Here is a 22,140-nt window from a genome sequence, read left to right on the forward strand (position 1 = left end):
GAAATGAACGATGGAGTATTCATGACATTATTTCGAAAGCTGCCCCTATGGATATCTCGCGCCTTCGGCGCTTCGCTGGTATTGCTGTGCGGGTTTTTCGTCGCTGGCTTCTCTACCGCGACGCTCGCCAAGAGCGTCGACGAAAAACAGCTTTCCATACCGACGGTAGGCGCTTGCTCGACACGTTATCCGCTGGTGGAAAATCCGCGCATACCGACACAAGACGGCGACGTCGAACAGAGTTTGATAGACAGTTTCGGCGCCGATCGTCTCTGGATGGGACAAGGCAATATCGAGATCATGGATACGCTCGATACCGGTCTCGCGCAGCCGGGGCTCAGGGTGCACTATCCCGCAAAAAGCTCGTCGCCCAGCGATTCCAAACAGAACGACGACGTGCCACGCGGCGGCGCCGGCTTCTATACCAAACCGCACGAGCTTGCCGGCGCGGAGCGCGCCTGCCTGCGCTACCAGGTGTTTTTCCCCGAGGGGTTCGACTTCGTCAAAGGGGGGAAACTCCCTGGCCTATACGGCGGCGAGGCCCCAAGCGGCGGCACCCCAGCCACGGGAGAGAACGGTTTTACCCTGCGCTTCATGTGGCGAAAGAACGGTCAGGGAGAGCTCTATGAATATGTCGTCAATCAACCCGGCGACTACGGCGCCTCTTCCGGACGCGGCCGCTGGACCTTTGATACCGGCCGCTGGGTGACTCTGGAACAGGAAATCGTGCTCAACACCCCGGGGAAGGAGGATGGCCTGGCACGAGTCTGGGTAGACGGTCAGCCGGTGCTCGAGCAACAAGGCATCGTCTATCGTACCAGCGAAGACGTCACTATCGACGGCATCATGTTCTCGACGTTCTTCGGCGGTACCGGAAAAGGCTGGCGAACCCCTAGGGATCAGGCCGTGGATTTCGCCGACTTCCGCCTCTATGCCCCCCAATCTCGTTAGTCGTATTCATGTCAAAATTCGACAAATCATCCCGTTCGATTCACAAGCGCGTCACCCGAGAACGCGCCGTCATGCTCGCGGCAAACGATTATCGTGGCGGCCTCGGTCTTTCACTGTTTCGGCGTTGCTCGATCGGCATTCTGCTTCTGACATGCCTGGTCACAGGGCCGGCTTACGCGGAACTGATGACGCTGAAAAAACGTCAGCAGCTGGATCTTTCCCAGTACAGCGTCACGGATCCGGAGGCCTCCTATTTCGACGTGGCTACCCGAAAAGCGCTGCTTGCTTCCACGGACAATTCGCTGCTTCTGCAAAGCATCGACAACCTCAGCGGCGGAATGAGCTGCCGGCAATTACTGGAAATCCCGCCTATTACCAACAGGCTACGCATCCCGGGGTTTTATCCAGACCCGCAAGCCTGGCGCCAGGCCTCCCAGCCGCTCTTTCAGTTCGAAGATAGCGTTTCGAACCTGGCCGGGGCTTTCGTCGCCACCAATGACGACTATTACGCCCAATGCCTGGGCAGGTTTCTCGACCAGTGGGCGAGTCAGGATGCGCTCGTTCATTTTCACTACTCGCCCAGCGATCGTCAGGCCTGGTATGCGACGGAGTCGATGATCTTCGCCGCCGCCATGGCCTATTCCATCGTGCGTCCGGAACTGGAGGATCAACCGGAACAGCGCGAACGTATCGAAGACTGGTTCAGCCGTCTGGCCTATCGTCACGCCTACGTACCCAACCAGACCAAGGAAAGCTGCTGCAACAACCATTTCTACCGTCGCGCCCTGTACGCCACCATGATCGGCGTGCTGACGGAGGACAACGAACTGTTTCGCTACGGGGTGGGCGCGGTCTATTCCGCGCTGAATGAAATGACGTCCTCGGGCGGGCTTCCCCGGGAGCTCGCCCGAGGACGTCGAGCTGTCCATTACCAGAACTACGCGCTGATGTATTTAGTCACCAACATGCAGATCATTTCCCGCCAGGGTTATGACATTTTCCATCTGGAAGTGGATGGGCATACCATCAAGGACGCCGTGGATTTCCTGCTGGACGCCATCGAGGACGCCAGCATACTCGGCGAGAACATACCTCGAGAGCAGTATCACGGCTTCCTGCGTGACAACCAGTATTCTTCCTGGATGGAAATCTATCAGCAGCATTTCTCCGACCCGCGGATCGCCGAATTTCTGATCACTCAACGTCCCATCTACAATCGCAGCGCCGGTGGCTACGTCACCCTGTTTTTCATGGATCCGACAGTACAGAAGTATCGCAGGCCGAAAACGGAAGATGAAGAAAAACAGCAGCTTTCGGTGTACGGCAAGGAGAGCTCTCCCCTATGAAACTCCCTCGACCACAGCATCGCCCCGATGCCTGCAGGGCAGACGATCCGACCAGTCTCCGGGCACCGCTCAAGCGACGCCCGTACCTGGCGATGACGATCTGCGTGACGCTTGCCGGCATTGGGCTGAGCGGCTGCGCCAGCTTTCCCGGCTCCGATAGTCAACCTCCCGTTCCCAGCGGCTACAGCGACTGGTTCGACGATGGCTGGGAGGTCCAGATGAATCGCCTGGACTGGGGACGAATCAAGCGCGCCCGGGAAGCCATTGCCGCGGAAGACTACGATACGGCCATCTCCAGCCTGAAGGCCATGATGGATCTGGACTTTCCTCCGGCCTATTACGAAATGGCCAAGCTCTATCACTACGGCCGAGGCGTCGACCAGGACTATCTTCAGGCGGAAAAGTACTACGGCAAGGCGCTCGAGGTGCCCTCCTCGGTACTGGACAACGCTTCCCTCAACCTCGCCAAGCTCTATCTGGACCCTCAGGTACCTCGCCTGGCCGCGGACGACCAGCGGGACGTGCTGGCCTATCACCTGCTGCTCCAGGCCATGGACGAGGGCAAGGAGGATGAAGGAAAAGTACTACTCGCCCGGCTGCTGTCCACCGGCGGCGAGAACGTGAAGACCAATCCGGAGCTGGCAGAGAAGCTTTATCTCCAGGCGGCAAGGAATGATCGGCCCGAAGCATTGCGAGATTTGGCGTTGGCCCATCTTCCCGGGGGCTGGCTCAAGGAAGATCCCATCCTGGCCAGGGATTTCACCGCCCGCTATGCGGCGGTACTCGAACAAAACGCGACGATGGGAGACGTGAACGCCATGCTGGAACTGGCCAGACAGCATGACGCAGATGGCCTGTTCGGCCATGAGCCGGATACCCAACTGATGTGGCTGGCCAACGCCTCGGAAACCGGCGACAGAAGCGCCCGCCGCCAGGCCGGACGCGCTTTTCTCGATACCAATACCCCGGACCTCGGCGCGTCCTTGTTGGAGAAAGCGGCAGAGGACGGTGATATCGACGCCATGGCCATCCTGGGCAGCGCCTATCTGGGTTATCAAGGGCTAGAGGCGAATCCTGCTCGCGCCGAACAACTGCTTGGCAAGGCATCGAAACAGGGATCGATAAACGCCACCGTGAGCCTGGGTCGCGCCTATCTGGAAGGCAAGGGGCCGAACGGCGAAGGGCTCGAGGCGAAACCACAGCACGGACTGGAGCTTCTTGAATCCGTTGCCGGCCAGGATGACGGCCTGGCGCTGGCCCTGCTGGGCAAGGCTTATCTGGAAGGCCAAGGAATCCCGGCGCAGCCCCAGGTGGCCCGGGATTATCTCGAACGCGGACATCAGACGGGGCATCCCTACGCGACGGCCCAGCTTGGCCTGCTTTACCTGGGGGACCAGGGCATGCCGGCGGCGCCAGCCCGAGCGGAAACACTGCTGCAAACCGCGGCGGATCAGGGTCAGACCCAAGCCATGCGCCGCCTGGGGGAAGAGTACATCAGCGGTGAAATCCTCCCCCAGCGTCCGGAACAAGGCGTGGCACTGCTTGAGCGGGCCATCGATGCTGGCGACACCAGCGCCATGACGCGACTGGGGAACGCCTACCTCGAAGGCGAAAACCTGCCGGCGATGCCGGACAAGGGCGTGGCGCTGCTGGAGCGCGCAGCGGAGGCCGGGGATACCACTGCCATGACTTCCCTGGGAGAGGCGTATCTCACCAGCGACACCCTGCCCCGGCAGCCGCAGCGAGGCGTAGCCCTGCTCCAGCGCGCCGTGGAGGCCGGCGACGTGGGCGCCATGACTCGCCTGGGGGATGCCTATCTCGGCGGCGTTCCGGAAGTCAGGGGACCGGAAGGTCGTGCCTTGCTCGAACAAGCCGCCGCCCAAGGGGATGCCTATGCCATGGCGCTGCTGGGTCGCGCCTATCGTCAAGGACGCGGCGTGCCTCAGGACCTGCAGCTGGCGACGCAATGGCTGGAACGTTCGAAGCAGGCCGGACATGAAACCGCCTCCCGCTCGCTGCTGCTGACATTGCGCGACCGGGGTCGAGCGGGGGATATCGACGCCCTGACCGAGGCGGCGAAAAACGGTCTTGCCAGCGCTCAGTCGGACCTGGGAGAGCTGCAGCTGGCAAACGGGCAGACCGACCAAGGGCTGAGCTGGCTGAAGAAAGCTGCCGATCAAGGCTACACCCCTGCCCGCCTGGATCTCGCCCATGCCTATCTGGACGGCGAGATCGTTACACCGGACACGGCTCAGGGACTCGAGTATCTCGAACAGGCAGTGAATGCCGGGGATGTCAATGCCTATCAGCTGAAAGGCAAGGTCTACCTGAAAGGCATCGGCGTGCAGAAGGATGCAGGAAAAGCCGAGACCTGGCTGCGCCGCGCATCACAGGCCGGTGACACCAGCGCGTCGGCGCTGCTGGGCCGGGCGCTGCTGCGGGGCGACCAGGGAATTCCTCAGGATGTGTCTCAAGGAAAACGCTTGCTGCAGCGCGCCGCGGAGCAAAACGATGCAGGCGCCCAGGCCACCCTAGGTCGCGAATACTTGCGCGGCGATATTCTGACATTCGACCCTCGCATGGGGGCGGACTACCTTTTTCGATCAGCGAATCAAGGCCATCCCACCGCACGACTGGCGTTGGCGGAAGCCTACCTGCGCGCAAAGGGACTGGAAAACGCCAACCGCAATCAGGCGCTTTTATGGCTCGACAAGACGCTGGAAGGCAATAGCCAGGTCGCTCTCGAGACCCTCTACCAGGTATTGAGTGAAAGCAAGGTGCCTCAACCGGACGCGGAGCAGGGAGAGGCGTTTCAGGAGTAGTCGCCAGACTTGGCGCTGAGGCCGGTGTTCTTCACACCGGCCTCAGATGAGAAAAGGCAGGCCCTGAAGGATCTCAGTCCAGAAATGGATTGCGCAGCACGATGGTTTCGTTGCGATCCGGCCCGGTGGAAATGATATCGATGGGGGTGCCGACCTGCTCCTCGAGAAAGCTGATGTAGGATCGCGCGTTGGCCGGCAGTTCCTCGATGGCCTTGATGCCCAGGGTCGACTCGGACCAGCCCGGCAAGTCCTGATACAGCGGCTCGATGGCTTCATAACCTTCGGAATCCACCGGCGTGTCCAGTACCTCGCCGTCCTTGCTGCGATAGCCGACGCATACACGAATCGTCTCCAGCCCATCGAGCACGTCCAGCTTGGTCAGACAGATGCCGGATACGGAATTGATCTGCACTGCATGACGCAGCGCCACCGCGTCGAACCAGCCGCAGCGGCGCGGCCGCCCGGTAGTAGCGCCGAACTCGTGGCCTTTTTCCGCCAGATGCTGACCGAACTCATCGAACAGCTCCGTGGGGAAAGGACCGGAGCCCACCCTTGTGGTATAGGCCTTGGTGATGCCCAACACGTAATCCAGATACAGGGGCCCCACGCCGGAGCCGGTGGCGGTGCCGCCGGCGGTGGTATTGGAGCTGGTGACGTAGGGATAGGTGCCGTGGTCGATATCCAGCAGCGACCCTTGAGCGCCTTCGAAGAGAATATTCTCGTTGGCCTTGCGTATCTGGTGAACCAGGCTCACCGTATCGCAGACCATGGGCCGCAGCTCTTCCGCCATCTGCATGGCTTCGTCCAGCACCTGCTGGAAGTCTACCGGCGCCTCGCCGTGATAGTGCTGCAGCACGAAATTATGATAATCCAGCACTTCTCCCAGCTTGGAGGCGAAGCGTTCCCGGTGCAGCATGTCTCCGAGACGCAGGCCGCGCCGGGCAACCTTGTCTTCATAGGCCGGGCCAATGCCTCGGCCGGTGGTGCCGATCTTGGCAATGCCTCGGGCCTTTTCCCGCGCCTGATCGAGTCGCACGTGATAGGACAGAATCAACGGGCAGGCCGGGGACAGGCGCAGCCGTTCGCGTACCGGTACGCTCTTGGCCTCGAGCTCGTGAATTTCCTTGAGCAGCGCTTCCGGCGACAGCACCACGCCGTTACCGATGACGCAGATATTGTCGTCTCGCAGAATACCCGAGGGAATCAGGTGCAGGACCGTCTTCTCGCCATCGATGACCAGGGTATGGCCGGCGTTATGGCCACCTTGAAAGCGCACCACCGCCGCGGCGGATTCGGTCAGCAGATCGACGACCTTGCCCTTGCCTTCGTCACCCCATTGCGTACCCAGTACGACTACGTTCTTGCCCATTGCTCTCGTCTCTTGATCAAAGAATCCATCCATCGAACCGCTTCGCTTTAGAAGCGACGATGCTATTTCAGGGGCGAAACCTGCCAGTCGTCGCCCATCCGTACCAGGCGACGGTTGCAGCGATAGGTTTCGGGATCGTCCTGCTGGCCGGGTAGTGCCTGAACCACACGCTCACCGGACCGACGCAGGGTTTCTATGGCGCGAGCCAGACTCGAGGTTTCGGCGCCCGGCGTGTCTTCCGCCGGCGCCCAGATGCCGTTCAGCGGCGGCGCCTGCTCCGCCAGGGATACCAGCAGCTTGAGATCCATGGAAAATCCGGTGGCCGGCCGGGCGCGCCCAAACGCCTGGCCGGTATTGTCATAGCGCCCGCCCTTGACCAGGGCCTGGCCATAACCCGGTACATAGGCGCTGAACACCATCCCGGTGTGATAGCGATAGCCGCGCAGCTCCGCCAGGTCAAAATACAGCTCTACCTCCGGATATGCCGCCTGAATACCCCGGCAGAGGGTCTCGAGCTGATCCAGCGCGGTGATGACTGGCTTTGGTGCCTTGCTGAACACCTCGCGGGCCGTTTCGAATATCTCATCGCCGCCGTGCAGCTCAACGAGGGACGCCAGCATGTTCGCCAAGTCAGGATCCCTGACGTGGGTTTCCAACTGAACCTGCAGCTCTCCCGGTGACTTCAACGCCAGGGCGGAAAAGATCCCCCGCTCCGCCTGGACATCAAGATCCGCCGCCTCCACCAGACTGCGATACAAGCCAATGTGCCCCAGCGCCAGGTGAACTTCCTCGGCACCGGCGACCCTAAGACTCGCGAGCGCCAGGCGGAGCACTTCCAGATCCGCCTGTATGTCCGCATGGCCGAACAGTTCGACACCAACCTGCACTGGACTGCGTCCGCCTTGATATTGATCCGCCTGGGCACGCAGCACCGTGGTGCAATAGCACAGTCGCGCCGGCCCCGGTCGCCGCAGGGAATGCGCATCCATACGCGCCACCTGAGGCGTGACGTCCGCGCTGACCCCCAGGGTGCGACCCGATAGCTGATCGACGATCTTGAAGGTCTGGAGCGCAAGATCCGAGCCGGTACCGGTCAGCAGGGAATCGAGAAACTCCGCCGCCGGCGGCATGACCTGATCGTAGCCCCAGCAGTCGTAGAGATTGAGCAAGGTTCGGCGTAACTCTTCCATGCGCGTCGCCTGGGGCGGCAGCACTTCATCCATACCGTCGGGAAGCAGCCAGCGATCAGCGGTGGTCATGTCATCCATCCTGCAAACAAGTCGATACCATCCCGTGATGGTAAAACCCAGTAACGATAAACGGCGTAATAGAGGCGTTAAAAACCCATAAAAAAACCGGGCCACGCCCGGTTGCAGGAGTCTAACATAATTGGCCCGAGGAATAACCCCAGGCCAGAAGGTGCTATGTCTCGAAAGCCCTCGGCAGTTCTCTATCAAGAGCCTTCTTGCGGCGCCGTCGGGCTTTGCAGATAACGGAAGAAATCGCTGTCCGGGTCCAGCACCAGCACGTTGCCGTCATTCTGGAAACTTTCCCGGTAGGCGTCCAGGCTGCGATAGAAACGGAAGAATTCCTTATCTTGACTATAGGCCTGAGCGTACACTGCCGCGGCTTCCGCGTCCCCTTCACCACGTAGGGTTTCCGCGCGCTCCGAGGCCTGGGCCAGCAGCACCTGGCGACGACGATCCGCGTTGGCGCGAATCCGTTCGGACTCCTCCTGGCCCTGAGCGCGCCATTCCCGAGCTTCACGCTCACGCTCGGAGCGCATACGCGAATACACTGCCGCGGATACGTCTTCCGGCAGGTCGATGCGCTTGATGCGAATATCGCGTATGGCGACACCCAGCTCGTCTCGCATCAGCTTGTCCAGATCCTGGGTAGGGCCGTTCATGAGATCGTCACGTTTTTCGGAGATAATCTGCTGCAGGTTCAGACGACCGAACTCGTTACGCAGGCTCTCGTCCACCCGCGGCTGTATCAGGCGTATTGCCATCACTTCATCGCCGGCGGTCGCCTCGTAATAGCGAGTCGGATTGATCACCTGCCACTGGACGAAGGAGTCGACGATAACCGCCTTCTGCTCCCGGGTCAGGTAACGACTGGCATCCGTATCCAGGGTCAGCAGACGGGTATCGAAGGTTTCGACCGTCTGGGTGATCGGTACCTTGAAGTGCAGACCGGGCTGAATGTTTTCCTCGATGACTTCACCGAAACGCAGTTTTACCGCACGCTCCGTCTCGTCGACGATATACAGGCTACTGCTGGCGAGCCAAGCTACCGCCACCAGACCACCAACAATCAGTAGGGATCGATTATTGATCATGATCAACGGCCCTCCCGGCGGATACCATTGCCGCTTCTGGTACTGTTTGCACTACTTGAGGAACTCGCTTCTTCGCCAATACTTTCAAGCAGTTGTGGATCGAGAGCCCCCGAGTTGGCGCTGTCGACGCCTTGCGCCTGACGTGATCCGGAACCGCGCAGCTGATCCAGAGGCATGTACATGACCGGGCCATTGCCGGACTCGCCGGCGCTCATCAATACCTTGTTGGTCTTGCTCATCACTTCGCTGACCGCATCGAGATATAGCCGATCACGCATGACCTGAGGCGCATCCTTGTACTCGGTAAGCAGCGAGTTGAAGCGATTGGCGGCACCCTGAGCCTTGGCCACCACGGACTCGCGATACCCCTGCCCCTGCTCGAGCAGACGCTGCGCCTGACCCTGAGCGGCGGGAATGATCGCATTGGCATAGGCCATGGCCTGGTTGATGGTGCGCTGACGATCCTCTCGGGCACGAATGACGTCGTCGAAAGCGTCCTGTACCGCATCCGGCGGCGCGGTGGATTCGACGTTCAGCGTCTGCAGGCGGATTCCGGTGCCGTAGTTGTCCAGGTAGGACTGCAGGCGGCTCGTCACGGAACTGCCCAGTATCTCACGGCCGGATGTCAGGATATCGATCATCTGGGTGCCACCGACCACATGACGCAGCGCGCTGTCCAGGGCGTTTTCCAGGCTGAGTTCCGGGTCGCGAACGCTGAGCACGAAGTTCTTGGGGTCTGCTACCTGGTACTGAGCGGATATTTCCACTCCGACGATGTTCTCGTCCTGGGTCAGCATCGACTGGGTCTGGCTGATGGAGCGCACTCGGGTGACGTTGACCATGCGTACGTCGTCGATCAGAGGCGGATTCCAGTGAAGACCCGGGGTGACCACATCCTGAAACTTGCCGAAACGCAGCACGACCCCACGTTCCGACTGATCGACCAGATAAAACCCCGAGGCCGCCCAGATCGCCAAGGCAACGATGATCAGCAGTCCCGGCAAGGCAAAGACATTGCGTTGACCCTTGCCGCCGCCGCCACCGCTTCCGCCGCCGCCACGTTTACCGCGCCGACCGCCCAGCATGCGGTTGAGCTTGTCCTGAAACTTTTTTAGCGCCTCATCCAGATCCGGCGGCCCTTGATTGTTGTTGCCCCCGCCCCCGCCGCCGTTACGCCGGCCGCCGCTACTCCAGGGGTCGTGCTGGTTGCCCCCACCACCCGGCTCGTTCCAGGCCATATGTCCTCTCCACAAGCATTAAATACGTAGATATCAGATATGCGAATATAAAACAGGATTCAACATTGCGACTTAGTGGCACCACCAAGCACTTCCTGAGGCGTCACGCCTCCCATACAGGCTTGTGTTGATGCTGCTTCGGCAGATAGTCGTCGGCATTTTCACCGAGACGCGCCATCAGTTGCAAAAAATCGCGTCGCGGCAACCGCACGGCGAGACAGGTACGCCCCTGGTCATCGAAAGCCTCTTCCCGCACCGCGCCCAGCTCGTGAAGCCCGGCACGCAAGCGGCCTTGCTGAGGAGCCAGCGTCAGCTCAAGTTCGACCACATCCTCGGCAAGACATTCCGATAATGCCTGAGACAACAGGTCGAGCCCCAGACCGCGCTGGGCGGAAATCCATACCGCGGTGGGCTTTCCCTCTCCGTCCCGTTCGATGCGCGGCATGCTGTCCAGCAGGTCGATCTTGTTCATCACCTGCAGGATGGGCACCCGATCCGCCTCGATCTCCTTGAGCACGGTTTCCACCTGGATCACGTTGAGTTCTCGATCCGGATCCGCCGCGTCAATGACATGGACAAGCAGGCTGGCTTCCGCCGCCTCCTGCAAGGTAGCGCGAAACGCCTCCACCAGCTTGTGGGGCAGATGGCGGATGAAGCCCACCGTATCCGCCAGCACCACCGGACCCACATCCGCGATTTCGAGCCGACGCAGCGTCGGATCAAGCGTCGCGAAAAGCTGATCCGCCGCGTAGACCCGGGATTCGGTCATGGCATTGAACAGGGTGGATTTTCCCGCGTTGGTATAACCCACCAGCGAGACGCTAGGCATTTCCACCCGAGCCCGGGCGCGCCGATTCTGCTCACGCTGGCGCCGCACCTTGTCAAGACGCTTGTTGATCGACTTGATGCGCCCTCGCAGCAGCCGTCGGTCGGTTTCCAACTGGGTTTCACCAGGGCCACGCAGACCGATCCCGCCTTTCTGACGCTCCAGGTGCGTCCAGCCTCGCACCAGTCGAGTGGACATGTACTCCAACTGCGCCAGTTCCACCTGCAATTTACCTTCGTGGGTTCGCGCCCGCTGAGCGAAGATATCCAGGATCAGTCCGGTGCGATCCAGCACTCGACATTTCAGGCTGCGTTCGAGGTTGCGCTCCTGAGAGGGGCTCAGGGCATGATTGAAGATCACCAGTTCCGCCTGATGAATCTCCAGCAGCTCACGCAACTCCTCGAGCTTGCCACTGCCGATGAAGCTGCGTGGATCCGGACGCTTGCGGCTCCCTGTCAGCAGGGTAGCCGGCTCTGCGCCCGCGGAACGCACCAGCTCCAGGAATTCACCCGGATCTTCGCGTTCCTGCTCATCCTGAAAGTCCACATGGACAAGGACTGCCGTTTCACCCGCATCGGGTCGTTCGAAAAACAAATACTACCTCGCGATCAGCTGTCCTGCGCAGCGGCAGGATCTTGGGCAGGCAGGCGCACATTACGGGCGGGAACCACCGTCGAGATCGCATGCTTGTAGACCATCTGACTGACGGTATTGCGAAGCAGGATCACGAACTGATCGAAGGACTCGATCTGCCCTTGCAGCTTGATGCCATTGACGAGAAAGATCGATACCGGGATACGCTCTTTGCGAAGAATGTTCAGATAAGGATCCTGAAGTGACTGTCCTTTGGACATGGGGCTCTCCATAACTGTCTTTTTACCAATGTTCTTTTAATTGTCCGACGAAGGTTTCGTCAGAACCAATGATGCTTGATCTCGTGTCCGCGAGCCAAGCACGATATTCATCTTACGCTAACTCCCCCGCTCGCGCACAAACTTACTCTCGCACAAACGCAAGCGCTTCGCGCAAACTAAAGCGCCGCGGAAAAACTCAGGCGCTTCGCACTAGTTCAAGCAGCCGGCCAAGCGCATCGCGGCGCTGAGAGTCTATCCAGTTGAGAGACGGCCAGCGTCTCAGCCAGGTCAGCTGACGTTTCGCCAGTTGACGAGTGGCGGCAATTCCGCGAAATTCAAGTGCCTGGCGATCGTAATCCCCTTCCAGATGCTCCCAGGCCTGACGGTAGCCCACGCATTTCATGGATGGCAGGTTCAGCGAAAGGTCACCACGTGCCTTGAGGCCCGCTACCTCATCGAGAAATCCATGATCCAGCATCGTCACAAAACGCCGGGCGATACGTTCATGCAACAGGCTTCGCTCCGCAGGCGACACCGCTATGGACAACGTGCGCCAAGGAAAGGTTTCTCGGGACTGCTCCTGCCACAGCTCGCTCAAGGAGCGCCCAGTGCCACGAAACACTTCCAACGCCCGCATCAGGCGCTGGGGATCGTTGGGATGGATACGCCGGGCGGAATTCGGATCCACTCTGGTCAGCTCGTCGTGCAGCGACCCGAGGCCTTTCCGGCGCATCTGGTCTTCCAGCTCGGCGCGAAGCCCGAGCTCAGTTGCAGGCAGGTTCGCCACGCCTTCCACCAGACGCTTGTAGTACATCATGGTGCCGCCCACCAACAGGGGCGTTCTGCCGGCGGCATGAATACGCCGCATTTCCTCGAGCGCATCCGCGCGAAACTCTGCCGCGTTGTAGGACTCGGCGGGATCGCGAATGTCGATCAGCCGATGCGGCGCTCGCTCGAGCTCAGCTGTACCGGGCTTGGCGGTGCCGATATCCATGCCGCGATAGATCATCGCCGAATCGACGCTGATCAGCTCGACGCCCAGGCGCTCGTGAAGCGCGATCGCCAGATCCGTCTTGCCTGCGGCGGTGGGGCCCATCAGAAAAATTGCCAGCGGCCGAGAATCGCCGGTCATCACTGGCCCCGCAGGAAACACTTGTCGAGCGCCTGCAGAGACATCTCGAACCAGGTGGGGCGGCCATGATTGCACTGACCGCTGCGCTCGGTGCGTTCCATGTCCCGCAGCAGGGCGTTCATTTCCGGCAGGGTCAGTTGGCGATTCGCCCGCACGCTGCCGTGGCACGCCATGGTGGACAGCAGCGCGTTGATATGCGCTTCCAGGCGATTCGAGCGGCCATAGCGCTCAAGCTCCGCCAGCATGTCGCGAATCAAGGGCTCCACGTCCGCCTTGCCGAGCAAAGCCGGCAACCGGCGCACCAGCAGGGTTTCCGGGCCGGCCACGTCAAGTTCCACGCCGAGACGCACAAAGGTTTCGCGCTCGCTTTCGGCGATGGCGATTTCCTTTGAACCGACGGCCAGAGACACCGGCACCAGCAGGGCCTGAGTATCCAGGGAGCCCGCATGAACCTGCTGTTTCATGCGCTCGTAGGTGATCCGCTCGTGGGCGGCGTGCATATCCACCACTACCAGGCCGCGGGCGCTCTGGGCGAGAATGTATACCCCCTGGAGCTGCGCCAGGGCATAGCCCAGCGGTGGCGCCTGCGTCTCCTCGTGATCCGCCGGCAGCGGCGCCGGCCGGGTTGATGAAGAGGCATCTTCCTTCCGAGATTGCGGCGTCAGCAGGCTCTCCTCGTGATTCGGATGCAGCGCCTGGTAGCCCGCCATGAACTCCCGCACTTTATTGGCGCTGGGCCTTGGTTCCGCCTGATGCAGCGCCATGGGCTGCTGCTGCCAGCGCGGCGTCTCCTGTGAGGCAGCGCCGTCGCCGGATTCCCCCGCGTTTTCCAACGCCTTGGCCAGGTTAGAGGCATTCGCTGGGTTCTCGACTGGCCTGACCCTACCTGTCTGGACCGTGCCGGCACGGGTTTCGCCCAGAGCGCGATGCAAGCTGGAAAACAGGAAATCGTGCACCAGGCGGCCATCGCGAAAACGCACTTCGTGCTTGGTAGGATGCACATTGACATCCACCAACTGAGGGTCGAGCTCCAGATACAGCACGAACACCGGCTGGCGACCGTGAAAGAGCACGTCCCGGTAAGCCTGACGAATGGCGTGAGCCACCAGCCGATCCTTGACCACCCGGCCGTTGACGAAGAAATACTGCTGATCCGCCTGGGCCCGGGAATGAGTCGGCAGACCCACCCAGCCCCATAGCCGCAGCCCGCTCGCCTCGAGATCCAGATGCAGGGCGTTGTCGAGAAACCCCTTGCCCAGCAGCGCCCCGAGACGTTTTTCTCGAGCGAGATCATCATCCCCCGGGCGCAGTTGATGAATGACCTTCTGATTGTGGCGCAGCACCCAGCCGATATCGTAACGGGACAGAGCCAGACGCCGAAACGCCTCTTCCGCGTGACCGAACTCGGTCTTTTCGGTACGCAGAAACTTGCGCCGGGCCGGGGTATTGAAGAACAGATCCCGCACGATCACCGAGGTGCCGCGAGGATGCGGCGCCGGGGAGATTCGCGGCTCCATCTGGCGACCCTCCGCCACCACCCGCCAGCCGCTTTTCGGATCGTCCTCCCGGTTGGACACCAGCTCGAGCCGGGAGACGGAGCTGATCGAGGCGAGTGCTTCGCCGCGAAACCCCAGGCTCGCCACTTCCTCGAGTTCTTCCAAGGAAAATATCTTGCTGGTGGCATGACGGGAAAGCGCCAGCGGAAGATCCTCCGCGCCGATTCCCGAGCCGTCGTCCCTTACTCGAATCAGCTTGGCGCCCCCGGCTTCCAGCTCCAGCTCGATACGCCGGCTGCCCGCGTCGATGGCGTTCTCCACTAACTCCTTGAGTACCGACGCCGGACGCTCCACCACCTCGCCGGCGGCGATCTGGTTGGTCAGGCGAGGATCGAGCACCTGAATGCGACGCGACTTCATGAGTTGGGTATCCGCAGCACCTGCCCCACGCGGATCGCATCGCCGTTGAGCTCGTTGGCCTGCTTGAGCATGGCCAAGGGCACCCGATGACGGCTGGCGATTTCCGACAGGGTGTCACCGGGCTGAATGCGATACTCGTTGCCTGCGGTATTTCGGCTGTTATCCCGCTGCCAGGCCAGCAGGCTTGCCGGCGGCGGGTTCTGCTGGAAGTGGGCACGCATGCCGCTGAAGATCGCCTGGGCCAAATCACGCTGATGGCTGGCGCTTTTCAGCTGCTGTTCTTCCGTGGGATTGGAAATGAAGCCGGTTTCCACCAGCAGCGAGGGAATATCCGGCGACTTCAGCACCACAAAACCTGCCTGCTCGACACGCGACTTGTGCAGCCGATTGACACGGCCAAGACGATCCAGTACTTGGCCGCCGATGGCCAGGGAGTCGTTCAAGGTCGCGGTCATGGTCAAGTCCAGCAGCACCCCTCTCAGCACCTCGTCCTTGTCCTGCAGGGACAGGTTGCCATCCACACCGCCGATCAAGTCCGCGCGATTTTCCGAATCCGCCAGCCACTTGGCGGTTTCCGAGGAGGCGCCGCCTTGTGAAAGCGCGAACACCGAACTGCCGTTGGGCCGGGCGCTGGTAAAGGCATCCGCGTGAATCGAGACGAAAAAATCCGCTTTCTGCTCTCGGGCGATGCGGGTGCGCTGGCGCAGCCCCACGTAATAGTCGCCATCGCGGATCATCACCGCCTTGAAGCCTTCCGTTCGATTGACGATTTGCTGCAATTGCCGGGCGATATCCAGCACAACATCCTTTTCCCGGGTGCCGTGTGGGCCGTGAGCGCCAGGATCCTCGCCGCCGTGGCCCGCGTCGATGGCGATGATGATATCCCGCTTGGGATGCGGCTGCGCCTTCTTGACCGCTTCCGCCGCCGGAGATTGCGGCTTGCCGCCGAGCTTGGCCTCCGCCTGGGCACGCTGGGCGGCGATCTCCTGCTCGCGGATCATCGCTTCGATAGGATCGATGGGGTCTTCCACGGCGCTTTCGCCGGGATAGGTCAGGTCCACTACCAGCCGGTGCCCGTACTGCTCATTGGGCGCCAGGGAAAAATGCTCCGGCTCCACCTCTCGCTTGAGGTCCAGCACGATACGCAGCCCGTTGCCGTTACGCACCCCGGTACGCACCGCTTCGATGGCGCTACCCTGTAGATTCAACTTGTCGCTATCCGAGCGCAGCTGGCTGGCGTCGAGGTCGATGACCAGCCGTGAAGGATTATCCAGCGTAAAGACGTTGGCCTGCGCCGGGGAGGAAAGATCGAACACCAGCCGGGAATGGTCCGGCGCCGCCCACAACCGCATGTTCTCCACCTGCGCGGCGCTCAATGGACCGGCGATCACGAAGCAGCAGCACAGGATCAGCAGACTACCGGCGTGCCCGAGACGCGGCTTTCCCCCCGGACTTCCCTGGCGCAATCGGCGCACCATCCTTCGAAATATCATGCTCATGTTTCTGTCCTGGTCTTGTTATCGGCAAGGCGCTCGAGTGCCGCCCTGCCATCATCGTTCATCCCCTGGAGCCTGGCCTCGCGCCCTTCATCGCAAACCGTCAACTGGATATGAATATCCGGCTCGGGCAGCCATCCAGTGCCTCGGCTGGGCCATTCGATCAGGCACAGCTGCTGCTCGTCCAGCAGGTCGCGAGCCCCCATGAACTCTAGCTCTTCCGGGTCTCCCAAACGGTAGAGATCGAAATGATTGATCCGAAGCTCCCGCCCCGCCTGTTCCAGCACATAGGGCTCCACCAGGGTATAGGTAGGGCTCTTGACCGCGCCGTGATGGCCATAGGCGCGCAGAACTCCGCGTACCAGCGTGGTCTTGCCGGCTCCCAGTTCCCCTTCCAGATAAATCCGACCGCGCCCCTGCAGCGCTTGTCCCAGAGCCTCGCCGAAGGCCACCTGCGCCGTTTCACTCCTCAGGGTTATATGCATCGCTCGTTCCGGGATTGTTCAAGATAGGGTTGCTCAAGCCAGGATTGCTTAAAAATCGCGCATAGGATGCCAGATCGCTGGCCAGCAGGCCACGCTCACCGGCGGCTGCCACGGCCCGATCCGCCGCCAGGGCATGCAGCAGCACACCAACCCGGGCGGCTTCGTCCAGCGACAGGCCTTGCGCCAGCAGCGCCCCCAGCATTCCGGAAAGCGCATCCCCCATGCCGCCGCTGGCCATGCCCGGATTGCCGAAGGGGCACACCGCGATGCCTTCTTGATCCGCTACCAGCGTACCGGCACCCTTGAGCACTATCGCGCCCCCGCGACGACGCCGTAACTCGGTGATCGCCTGGCGCCGATCCTGCTGAACCTCGCCGGCGGAACTCTCCAGCAGCCGCGCCGCCTCGCCGGGATGCGGGGTCAGAATCCAGTTATCGCGATATTCCAAAGGCCAATGAGTCGTCAACAGATTCAGGCCGTCCGCGTCGACCACCAAAGGTTTATCGCTTGCCAGCGCCGCTTGGAGCATGGCCTGGCCCCAGGCGCCCTTGCCGATGCCGGGACCGACCATCAGTACGTCCGCGCCTTCGATCAGGGCTTCGAGCTCCCCTTTAGAATTGATGCCGTGCACCATGACTTCCGGGCAGCGCACCAGGCTCGCGGTGACGTGCGCCGGCGCGGTAGCCAGGCTGACCTTGCCCGCTCCCAGCCGGGCGGCGGTTTCGCTGGCCAATAGCGCCGCGCCGCCAAATCCCGGCGCACCGCCGATCACCAGCAGATGGCCGTTGTCGCCCTTGTGGGCATCCCGAGCACGCGGCGGCAGGCAACGCGGGATCAGCATTTCATCGAGCAGCATTGCGCAAGGTTCGATATCCGCCTGCCGAGATGCCTCCACCCCCAAGGCCTCCAGGCGATGGGTGCCTACGTAGGCCGACGCCGAGCCGGTATGCAGGCCCAGCTTGTCGGCGATAAAGGTTACCGTCAGGTCCGCCTTGACCGCTCGCCCCAGCACCGCGCCGCTATCCGCCGAGAGCCCGGAAGGAATATCCACTGCCAGCACCGGTAACTGAGCCGCGTTGATGGCATCTATTGCAGCGCTGAACGGCTCGCGAACCGCGCCAGAAAGCCCGGTGCCCAACAGCGCGTCGACGATCAGCTCCCCGCTTATTCTCATGTTCGGCTGCCAGGGCTGAAACTTTAGGCCGGCCCGCCGCGCCATGGCTACCGCCTGGCCCGCGTCGCCATCCAGTTCCTGCGGGTCGCGCAGTGCGATCACTTGCACACTCAAGCCGTCGCAGGCCGCCAGAGCCGCCAGCACATAGCCATCTCCGGCGTTATTGCCGCTACCACAGCAAACGCTGATGCGGCGCAGGGTCGGCCAGGTCTTGCGCATGGCATCGTAGGCGGCCATCGCTGCCTGCTGCATCAGCGCAAAGCCTTCAACACCGGCCGCGATGGTGCGGCGATCGATCTCGCGCACCTGCTCGGCGAGATATAAAGGTCTGCCTCTGGAATCAGTCATGGCCGCTCCCTGAATGACTGGGGTTTCCCTTCAGTGTAAAATGTTCTGCGCTATTGCCAAACACTGTTCGACTATTTCTCCGTTTATCGTTCGTACCCTTTTGTCGTCGGATACCTGTCTTCTTCCTTTCTTGTTTCCGTTGTGCGCCTATGACCTCCTCGCCTTCTCTGAACAGCGACACTCTGTGCGATCTGGCAGAACGCCTCAAGATCTGGGGGCGGGAGCTGGGATTTCAGCAGTTGGGTATCACTGACACGGACCTCGCCACTCACGAACGTTATCTCGAGCGCTGGCTGGCGGCGGGCCATCAAGGCGAAATGGGCTTCATGGCCAAGCACGGCACCAAGCGTACCCGGCCCGAGGAACTGGTACCCGGCACCCTCAGAGTGATCAGCGTGCGTATGGACTATTTGCCCGCGGAGGTGGAAACCACAAAGGTCTTGAGTCAACCGGACAAGGCCTATGTGTCTCGGTACGCCCTGGGTCGGGATTATCACAAGCTGATGCGCAAGCGTCTGGACCAGTTGGCCAAGCGGCTAGAGAAAGAAGTTGGACATTTTGGCTATCGGGCCTTTGTGGATTCCGCCCCGGTGATGGAGCGCGCCCTGGCGCAGAAGGCCGGGCTCGGCTGGTTCGGCAAGAACGCCATGCTGCTCAACCCCCAGGCCGGCTCGCTATTTTTCCTCGGCGAGCTCTACACCGATCTGCCGCTCCCGGTGGACGCACCTTTCGCCACGGAACACTGTGGGCGCTGTTCGGCCTGCCGCAGCGCCTGCCCCACCGGGGCCATCGTCGATGACAAGATCGTGGATTCAAGACGCTGCATTTCGTATCTGACCATCGAGCTGCACGGTGCCATTCCAGAGCAATATCGCGAGGCCATGGGCAATCGCATCTACGGCTGCGACGACTGCCAGCTGGTCTGCCCTTTCACCCGCTTCACCCGGGTGAGCGAGGAAGAGGATTTCGCTCCCCGCCACGATCTGGACCAGGCGGAACTGCTACGCCTTTTCGCCTGGAGCGAGGAGGAGTTTCTTCACAAGACCGCCGGCAGCGCCATCCGACGTATCGGCTACGAGCGCTGGCTGCGCAACCTGGCGGTGGGGCTGGGCAACGCCCCTTGGAGCGCGGCGCTGGAAGCGGCGCTCAAGGCGCGCCTGGCCTACCCTTCCGATCTGGTGCGGGAGCACGTGCGCTGGGCGCTGGCGCGCCAAAGCGAGAAGCGTGGCGCCTTGATTCATGTCGCCTAGTGCTACCGCTACTTTGACGCCTGCTCGGCCGAGCAGTTGAGGAAAGTCTTTCGATAATGCGCCAACTCCGCCAGGGATTCGCGAATATCGTCCAGGGCCTGGTGGGTATTGCGCTTCTCGAAGCCCTTCAGAGCCTGCGGGTTCCAGCGCTTGGCCAGCTCTTTTACCGTCGAGACATCCAAGTTGCGATAGTGGAAGAACGCCAGCAGCTCCGGCATTTCCCGCTCCAGAAAGCGCCGATCCTGATGCACGCTGTTGCCGCACATGGGGGAGCTCCCGGGGGTCGTGTACCGCTTGAGGAAATCCAGGGTCCGGCGCTCTGCATCCGAAGGAGAAATATCGCTTTTCCGCACTCGCTCCACCAATCCGGATTCGCCGTGGGTCTTCTGGTTCCACTTGTCCATGGCCTGAAGCAGCGCATTGGATTGATGCACCGCGATCACTGGCCCTTCGGCAATCAGATTCAGGTCATTGTCGGTGATCAGCGTCGCCACCTCGATGATACGCTCCTTGCTCGGGTCGAGTCCGGTCATTTCCAGATCGATCCATATCAAGAGATCCTCGCGTGGCTTGACTGGCGTGGTCATGGATAATCTCCCTGAATCCTGTTCGCTGTTGGCTATCGGGCTGGTTACAATAAACGCCATTGTATCGTTTCCTGGGTGCTCATGAGCAAACGTAGACTTACCCGCCAGCAGCGCTGGCGAATCGAAAAGATTCAAGCGGAGCGCGGCGACCGAGCCAAGCGGCAGGATAGCCGCGACCAGTCCCGGCTGGCAGCGGGGGACTACGGCCCGGAGCGCGAAGGCCGGGTGATCGCCCATTTCGGCCGCACCCTGGAAGTGCGTGACAGCGCCAACGCCACTCACCATCGATGCCACCTGCGCGCCAATCTCGACGGCTTGGTGACCGGCGACCGGGTGGTCTGGTGCAAGGCTCAGGACGAAAGCGGCGTGGTAGTGGCTCGACAAGACCGGAATAATGTTCTGGAACGCCCGGATGCGCGAGGCCAGCTCAAGCCGGTGGCGGCCAATATCGATCAGATCCTGATTGTCTTCGCCGTGGAACCCGCGCCCTATCCGAACCTGATCGATCGCTATCTGGTGGCGGCGGAAGCCACCGGCATAAGTCCCGTGCTGGTGCTCAACAAGATCGACCTGCTGCCAGAAGACGACGGCGAACTGCTCGAACTGCTCGAAAGCTACGCCGCCTTGGGCTATCCCGTTGTTCGCGCCACCACTCAGCGGCCAGACGGCCTTGACGCATTACACGAGTGCCTCTCCAAGCGTACTTCGGTGTTCGTCGGCCAGAGCGGCGTCGGCAAGTCCTCGCTGATCGCGCGACTGCTGCCGGGAGAAAACCTGCGTATCGGCGCCCTTTCCGAGGATTCTCGCAAGGGCACTCATACCACCACCACCGCGCGCCTGTATGATTTGCGGGGCGACCCTTCGTCGGGCGACGATTTGCTCGCCAGCACCGGCGAATTGATCGACTCCCCGGGCATTCGCGAGTTCGGCCTGATGCATCTCGATGAACAAAGCGTCGCCGAAGGCTTCGTCGAATTTCGCCCCTATCTGGGCCACTGCCGCTTTCGCGACTGCCGCCACCGGCGGGAACCCGGCTGCGCGCTGCTCGAGGCGGTGGCAAACGGCACTATCCGCGAATCGCGACTTGCCAGCTATCGACATATCATCAAGAGTCTATCAGGCCGATCCCAAGGAGCCGTCCCATGAGTTCTGAATCCAATCTTCTGCCGTTGATCGTCGAGCCGGAAACTCTCGCCGAACACCTCGACAACTCACAGCTGTTGATCATCGATGTGCCCATGAACGCGGCAAGTCATGCAGAAGGGCATGTCCCCGGCGCGGTATTTCTCGATCATCGCCGTCTGTTTCGGGGTAGCGGTGCGGCGCCCTGCGACGTGCCGGACGAAGCGCAGCTTTCCGATCTGTTTTCCTCTCTGGGGCTGACCCGGGATACCCATGTGGTAGCCTACGACGACGAAGGCGGCGGCTGGGCCGGGCGCCTCTTGTGGACCCTGGAGCTGATCGGCCATACCCGCTACTCCTACCTCAACGGCGGTATCCATGCCTGGCGCGAGGCGGGACTCGAGACATCCACAGAGCCCCGGGATGCCACTCCCAGCGAGTATCAGGCGGAAATACTCAATCCGGAGGTCAGCATCGATTGGGCCAGCCTCAAGGAAAAACTGTGCGACAAGGGATTCGCGATCTGGGATGCCCGCTCGCCGGCGGAATATGATGGTGAAAGAGGTCAGAACAGGCGTCTGGGTCATATTCCCGGCGCGGTGAATATGGAATGGACCGATGCCATGGACCGGGAAAATGGCCTGCGCCTGCGGGATTATGCGGAGCTGATCACCGAGCTCGAAGCCTTGGGCATCACCCCGGACATGGAAGTAGTGACCTACTGCCAGAGCCATCATCGCAGCGGCCTTACCTGGCTCGTCGGCAAGGCGCTTGGCTTCGACAAGATGCGCGCTTATCCCGGCTCCTGGATGGAGTGGGGCAATCGAGACGATACCCCCATCGAAAAATGAACCTGCTAGCCGCGCCGACACCGACTGGAAAT

General features: G+C 61.4%; 18 protein-coding genes. 6 read left to right on the plus strand and 12 right to left on the minus strand.

Annotation, left to right across the window (positions count from 1 at the left end; genetic code table 11):
• Positions 1-21 precede the first annotated feature (21 nt).
• From FGL86_RS16330 to FGL86_RS16340, 3 genes are all read left to right on the plus strand, one after another.
• Positions 22-951 (plus strand): polysaccharide lyase, encoded by a 930-nt coding sequence (locus FGL86_RS16330; RefSeq protein ID WP_147185754.1) that lies wholly within the window; start codon positions 22-24, stop codon positions 949-951.
• A gap of 71 nt (positions 952-1,022) precedes the next feature.
• Entirely contained in the window at positions 1,023-2,297 is a 1,275-nt protein-coding gene (locus tag FGL86_RS16335) for an alginate lyase family protein (RefSeq protein ID WP_147185755.1), read from the plus strand.
• On the plus strand, positions 2,294-5,119 hold the full coding sequence (locus FGL86_RS16340; protein WP_147185756.1) for a tetratricopeptide repeat protein: 2,826 nt from the start codon (positions 2,294-2,296) through the stop codon (positions 5,117-5,119). The genes FGL86_RS16335 and FGL86_RS16340 overlap by 4 nt, the downstream gene beginning before the upstream one ends.
• Positions 5,120-5,192: 73 nt before the next feature.
• Here the strand turns inward: FGL86_RS16340 and FGL86_RS16345 are convergent, their stop codons facing one another.
• From FGL86_RS16345 to FGL86_RS16395, 11 genes are all read right to left on the minus strand, one after another.
• Positions 5,193-6,488, minus strand: a complete 1,296-nt coding sequence (locus FGL86_RS16345) for an adenylosuccinate synthase (protein ID WP_147185757.1) — start codon at positions 6,486-6,488, stop codon at positions 5,193-5,195.
• 62 nt (positions 6,489-6,550) lie between these two features.
• On the minus strand, positions 6,551-7,747 hold the full coding sequence (locus FGL86_RS16350; RefSeq protein WP_147185758.1) for an ATP phosphoribosyltransferase regulatory subunit: 1,197 nt from the start codon (positions 7,745-7,747) through the stop codon (positions 6,551-6,553).
• Positions 7,748-7,941: 194 nt separating this feature from the next.
• On the minus strand, positions 7,942-8,829 hold the full coding sequence (gene hflC, locus FGL86_RS16355) for a protease modulator HflC (protein WP_147185759.1): 888 nt from the start codon (positions 8,827-8,829) through the stop codon (positions 7,942-7,944).
• 2 nt (positions 8,830-8,831) lie between these two features.
• Positions 8,832-10,067: an FtsH protease activity modulator HflK gene (hflK, locus tag FGL86_RS16360; RefSeq protein WP_147185760.1), complete on the minus strand. Its 1,236-nt coding sequence runs from the start codon at positions 10,065-10,067 to the stop codon at positions 8,832-8,834.
• A gap of 103 nt (positions 10,068-10,170) precedes the next feature.
• Complete coding sequence (hflX, locus tag FGL86_RS16365; protein WP_147185761.1) at positions 10,171-11,487, minus strand: ribosome rescue GTPase HflX; 1,317 nt, start codon at positions 11,485-11,487, stop codon at positions 10,171-10,173.
• 14 nt (positions 11,488-11,501) lie between these two features.
• Positions 11,502-11,747, minus strand: a complete 246-nt coding sequence (gene hfq, locus FGL86_RS16370; protein WP_147185762.1) for an RNA chaperone Hfq — start codon at positions 11,745-11,747, stop codon at positions 11,502-11,504.
• 196 nt (positions 11,748-11,943) lie between these two features.
• Complete coding sequence (miaA, locus tag FGL86_RS16375) at positions 11,944-12,879, minus strand: tRNA (adenosine(37)-N6)-dimethylallyltransferase MiaA (protein WP_147185763.1); 936 nt, start codon at positions 12,877-12,879, stop codon at positions 11,944-11,946.
• A complete protein-coding gene (gene mutL, locus FGL86_RS16380; protein WP_147185764.1) occupies positions 12,879-14,795 on the minus strand; it encodes a DNA mismatch repair endonuclease MutL in 1,917 nt (638 codons plus the stop codon). The genes miaA and mutL overlap by 1 nt, the downstream gene beginning before the upstream one ends.
• Positions 14,792-16,147, minus strand: a complete 1,356-nt coding sequence (locus FGL86_RS16385; protein ID WP_246131814.1) for an N-acetylmuramoyl-L-alanine amidase — start codon at positions 16,145-16,147, stop codon at positions 14,792-14,794. Before FGL86_RS16385 ends, mutL begins: the two co-directional genes overlap by 4 nt.
• A 143-nt stretch (positions 16,148-16,290) precedes the next feature.
• Positions 16,291-16,776, minus strand: coding sequence for a tRNA (adenosine(37)-N6)-threonylcarbamoyltransferase complex ATPase subunit type 1 TsaE (gene tsaE, locus FGL86_RS16390; protein ID WP_147185765.1), 486 nt, complete (start codon positions 16,774-16,776; stop codon positions 16,291-16,293).
• A complete protein-coding gene (locus FGL86_RS16395; protein WP_147185766.1) occupies positions 16,754-18,298 on the minus strand; it encodes an NAD(P)H-hydrate dehydratase in 1,545 nt (514 codons plus the stop codon). Before FGL86_RS16395 ends, tsaE begins: the two co-directional genes overlap by 23 nt.
• Before the next feature lie 149 nt (positions 18,299-18,447).
• On the opposite strand from FGL86_RS16395, the gene queG reads away from it, so the two are divergent.
• Positions 18,448-19,548, plus strand: a complete 1,101-nt coding sequence (queG, locus tag FGL86_RS16400) for a tRNA epoxyqueuosine(34) reductase QueG (RefSeq protein WP_147185767.1) — start codon at positions 18,448-18,450, stop codon at positions 19,546-19,548.
• 8 nt (positions 19,549-19,556) lie between these two features.
• On the opposite strand, the gene orn is transcribed toward queG, so the two are convergent.
• Entirely contained in the window at positions 19,557-20,135 is a 579-nt protein-coding gene (gene orn, locus FGL86_RS16405; protein WP_147185768.1) for an oligoribonuclease, read from the minus strand.
• Between the two features lie 81 nt (positions 20,136-20,216).
• Between orn and rsgA the strand changes: the two genes are divergently transcribed.
• Both rsgA and FGL86_RS16415 read left to right on the plus strand, forming a co-directional pair.
• The gene (rsgA, locus tag FGL86_RS16410) at positions 20,217-21,281 is read left to right on the plus strand and encodes a small ribosomal subunit biogenesis GTPase RsgA (protein WP_147185769.1); all 1,065 of its coding nucleotides are present in this window, start codon (positions 20,217-20,219) and stop codon (positions 21,279-21,281) included.
• Positions 21,278-22,108, plus strand: coding sequence for a sulfurtransferase (locus FGL86_RS16415; RefSeq protein ID WP_147185770.1), 831 nt, complete (start codon positions 21,278-21,280; stop codon positions 22,106-22,108). The genes rsgA and FGL86_RS16415 overlap by 4 nt, the downstream gene beginning before the upstream one ends.
• Positions 22,109-22,140 lie beyond the last annotated feature (32 nt).

This window comes from Pistricoccus aurantiacus (genome assembly GCF_007954585.1).
Lineage (GTDB): Bacteria > Pseudomonadota > Gammaproteobacteria > Pseudomonadales > Halomonadaceae > Pistricoccus > Pistricoccus aurantiacus.

Excerpts from the sequence above, each read along its gene's own strand:
- tsaE (WP_147185765.1), bottom strand. The coding sequence starts at position 16,776 with ATGCATATAACCCTGAGGAGTGAAACGGCGCAGGTGGCCTTCGGCGAG.
- queG (WP_147185767.1), top strand. The coding sequence starts at position 18,448 with ATGACCTCCTCGCCTTCTCTGAACAGCGACACTCTGTGCGATCTGGCA.
- FGL86_RS16335 (WP_147185755.1), top strand. The coding sequence starts at position 1,023 with ATGCTCGCGGCAAACGATTATCGTGGCGGCCTCGGTCTTTCACTGTTT.
- mutL (WP_147185764.1), bottom strand. The coding sequence starts at position 14,795 with ATGAAGTCGCGTCGCATTCAGGTGCTCGATCCTCGCCTGACCAACCAG.
- FGL86_RS16415 (WP_147185770.1), top strand. The coding sequence starts at position 21,278 with ATGAGTTCTGAATCCAATCTTCTGCCGTTGATCGTCGAGCCGGAAACT.
- FGL86_RS16395 (WP_147185766.1), bottom strand. The coding sequence starts at position 18,298 with ATGACTGATTCCAGAGGCAGACCTTTATATCTCGCCGAGCAGGTGCGC.
- FGL86_RS16340 (WP_147185756.1), top strand. The coding sequence starts at position 2,294 with ATGAAACTCCCTCGACCACAGCATCGCCCCGATGCCTGCAGGGCAGAC.
- FGL86_RS16385 (WP_246131814.1), bottom strand. The coding sequence starts at position 16,147 with ATGCGGTTGTGGGCGGCGCCGGACCATTCCCGGCTGGTGTTCGATCTT.
- hflK (WP_147185760.1), bottom strand. The coding sequence starts at position 10,067 with ATGGCCTGGAACGAGCCGGGTGGTGGGGGCAACCAGCACGACCCCTGG.
- FGL86_RS16345 (WP_147185757.1), bottom strand. The coding sequence starts at position 6,488 with ATGGGCAAGAACGTAGTCGTACTGGGTACGCAATGGGGTGACGAAGGC.
- rsgA (WP_147185769.1), top strand. The coding sequence starts at position 20,217 with ATGAGCAAACGTAGACTTACCCGCCAGCAGCGCTGGCGAATCGAAAAG.
- miaA (WP_147185763.1), bottom strand. The coding sequence starts at position 12,879 with ATGACCGGCGATTCTCGGCCGCTGGCAATTTTTCTGATGGGCCCCACC.
- hflC (WP_147185759.1), bottom strand. The coding sequence starts at position 8,829 with ATGATCAATAATCGATCCCTACTGATTGTTGGTGGTCTGGTGGCGGTA.
- orn (WP_147185768.1), bottom strand. The coding sequence starts at position 20,135 with ATGACCACGCCAGTCAAGCCACGCGAGGATCTCTTGATATGGATCGAT.
- FGL86_RS16330 (WP_147185754.1), top strand. The coding sequence starts at position 22 with ATGACATTATTTCGAAAGCTGCCCCTATGGATATCTCGCGCCTTCGGC.
- FGL86_RS16350 (WP_147185758.1), bottom strand. The coding sequence starts at position 7,747 with ATGACCACCGCTGATCGCTGGCTGCTTCCCGACGGTATGGATGAAGTG.
- hfq (WP_147185762.1), bottom strand. The coding sequence starts at position 11,747 with ATGTCCAAAGGACAGTCACTTCAGGATCCTTATCTGAACATTCTTCGC.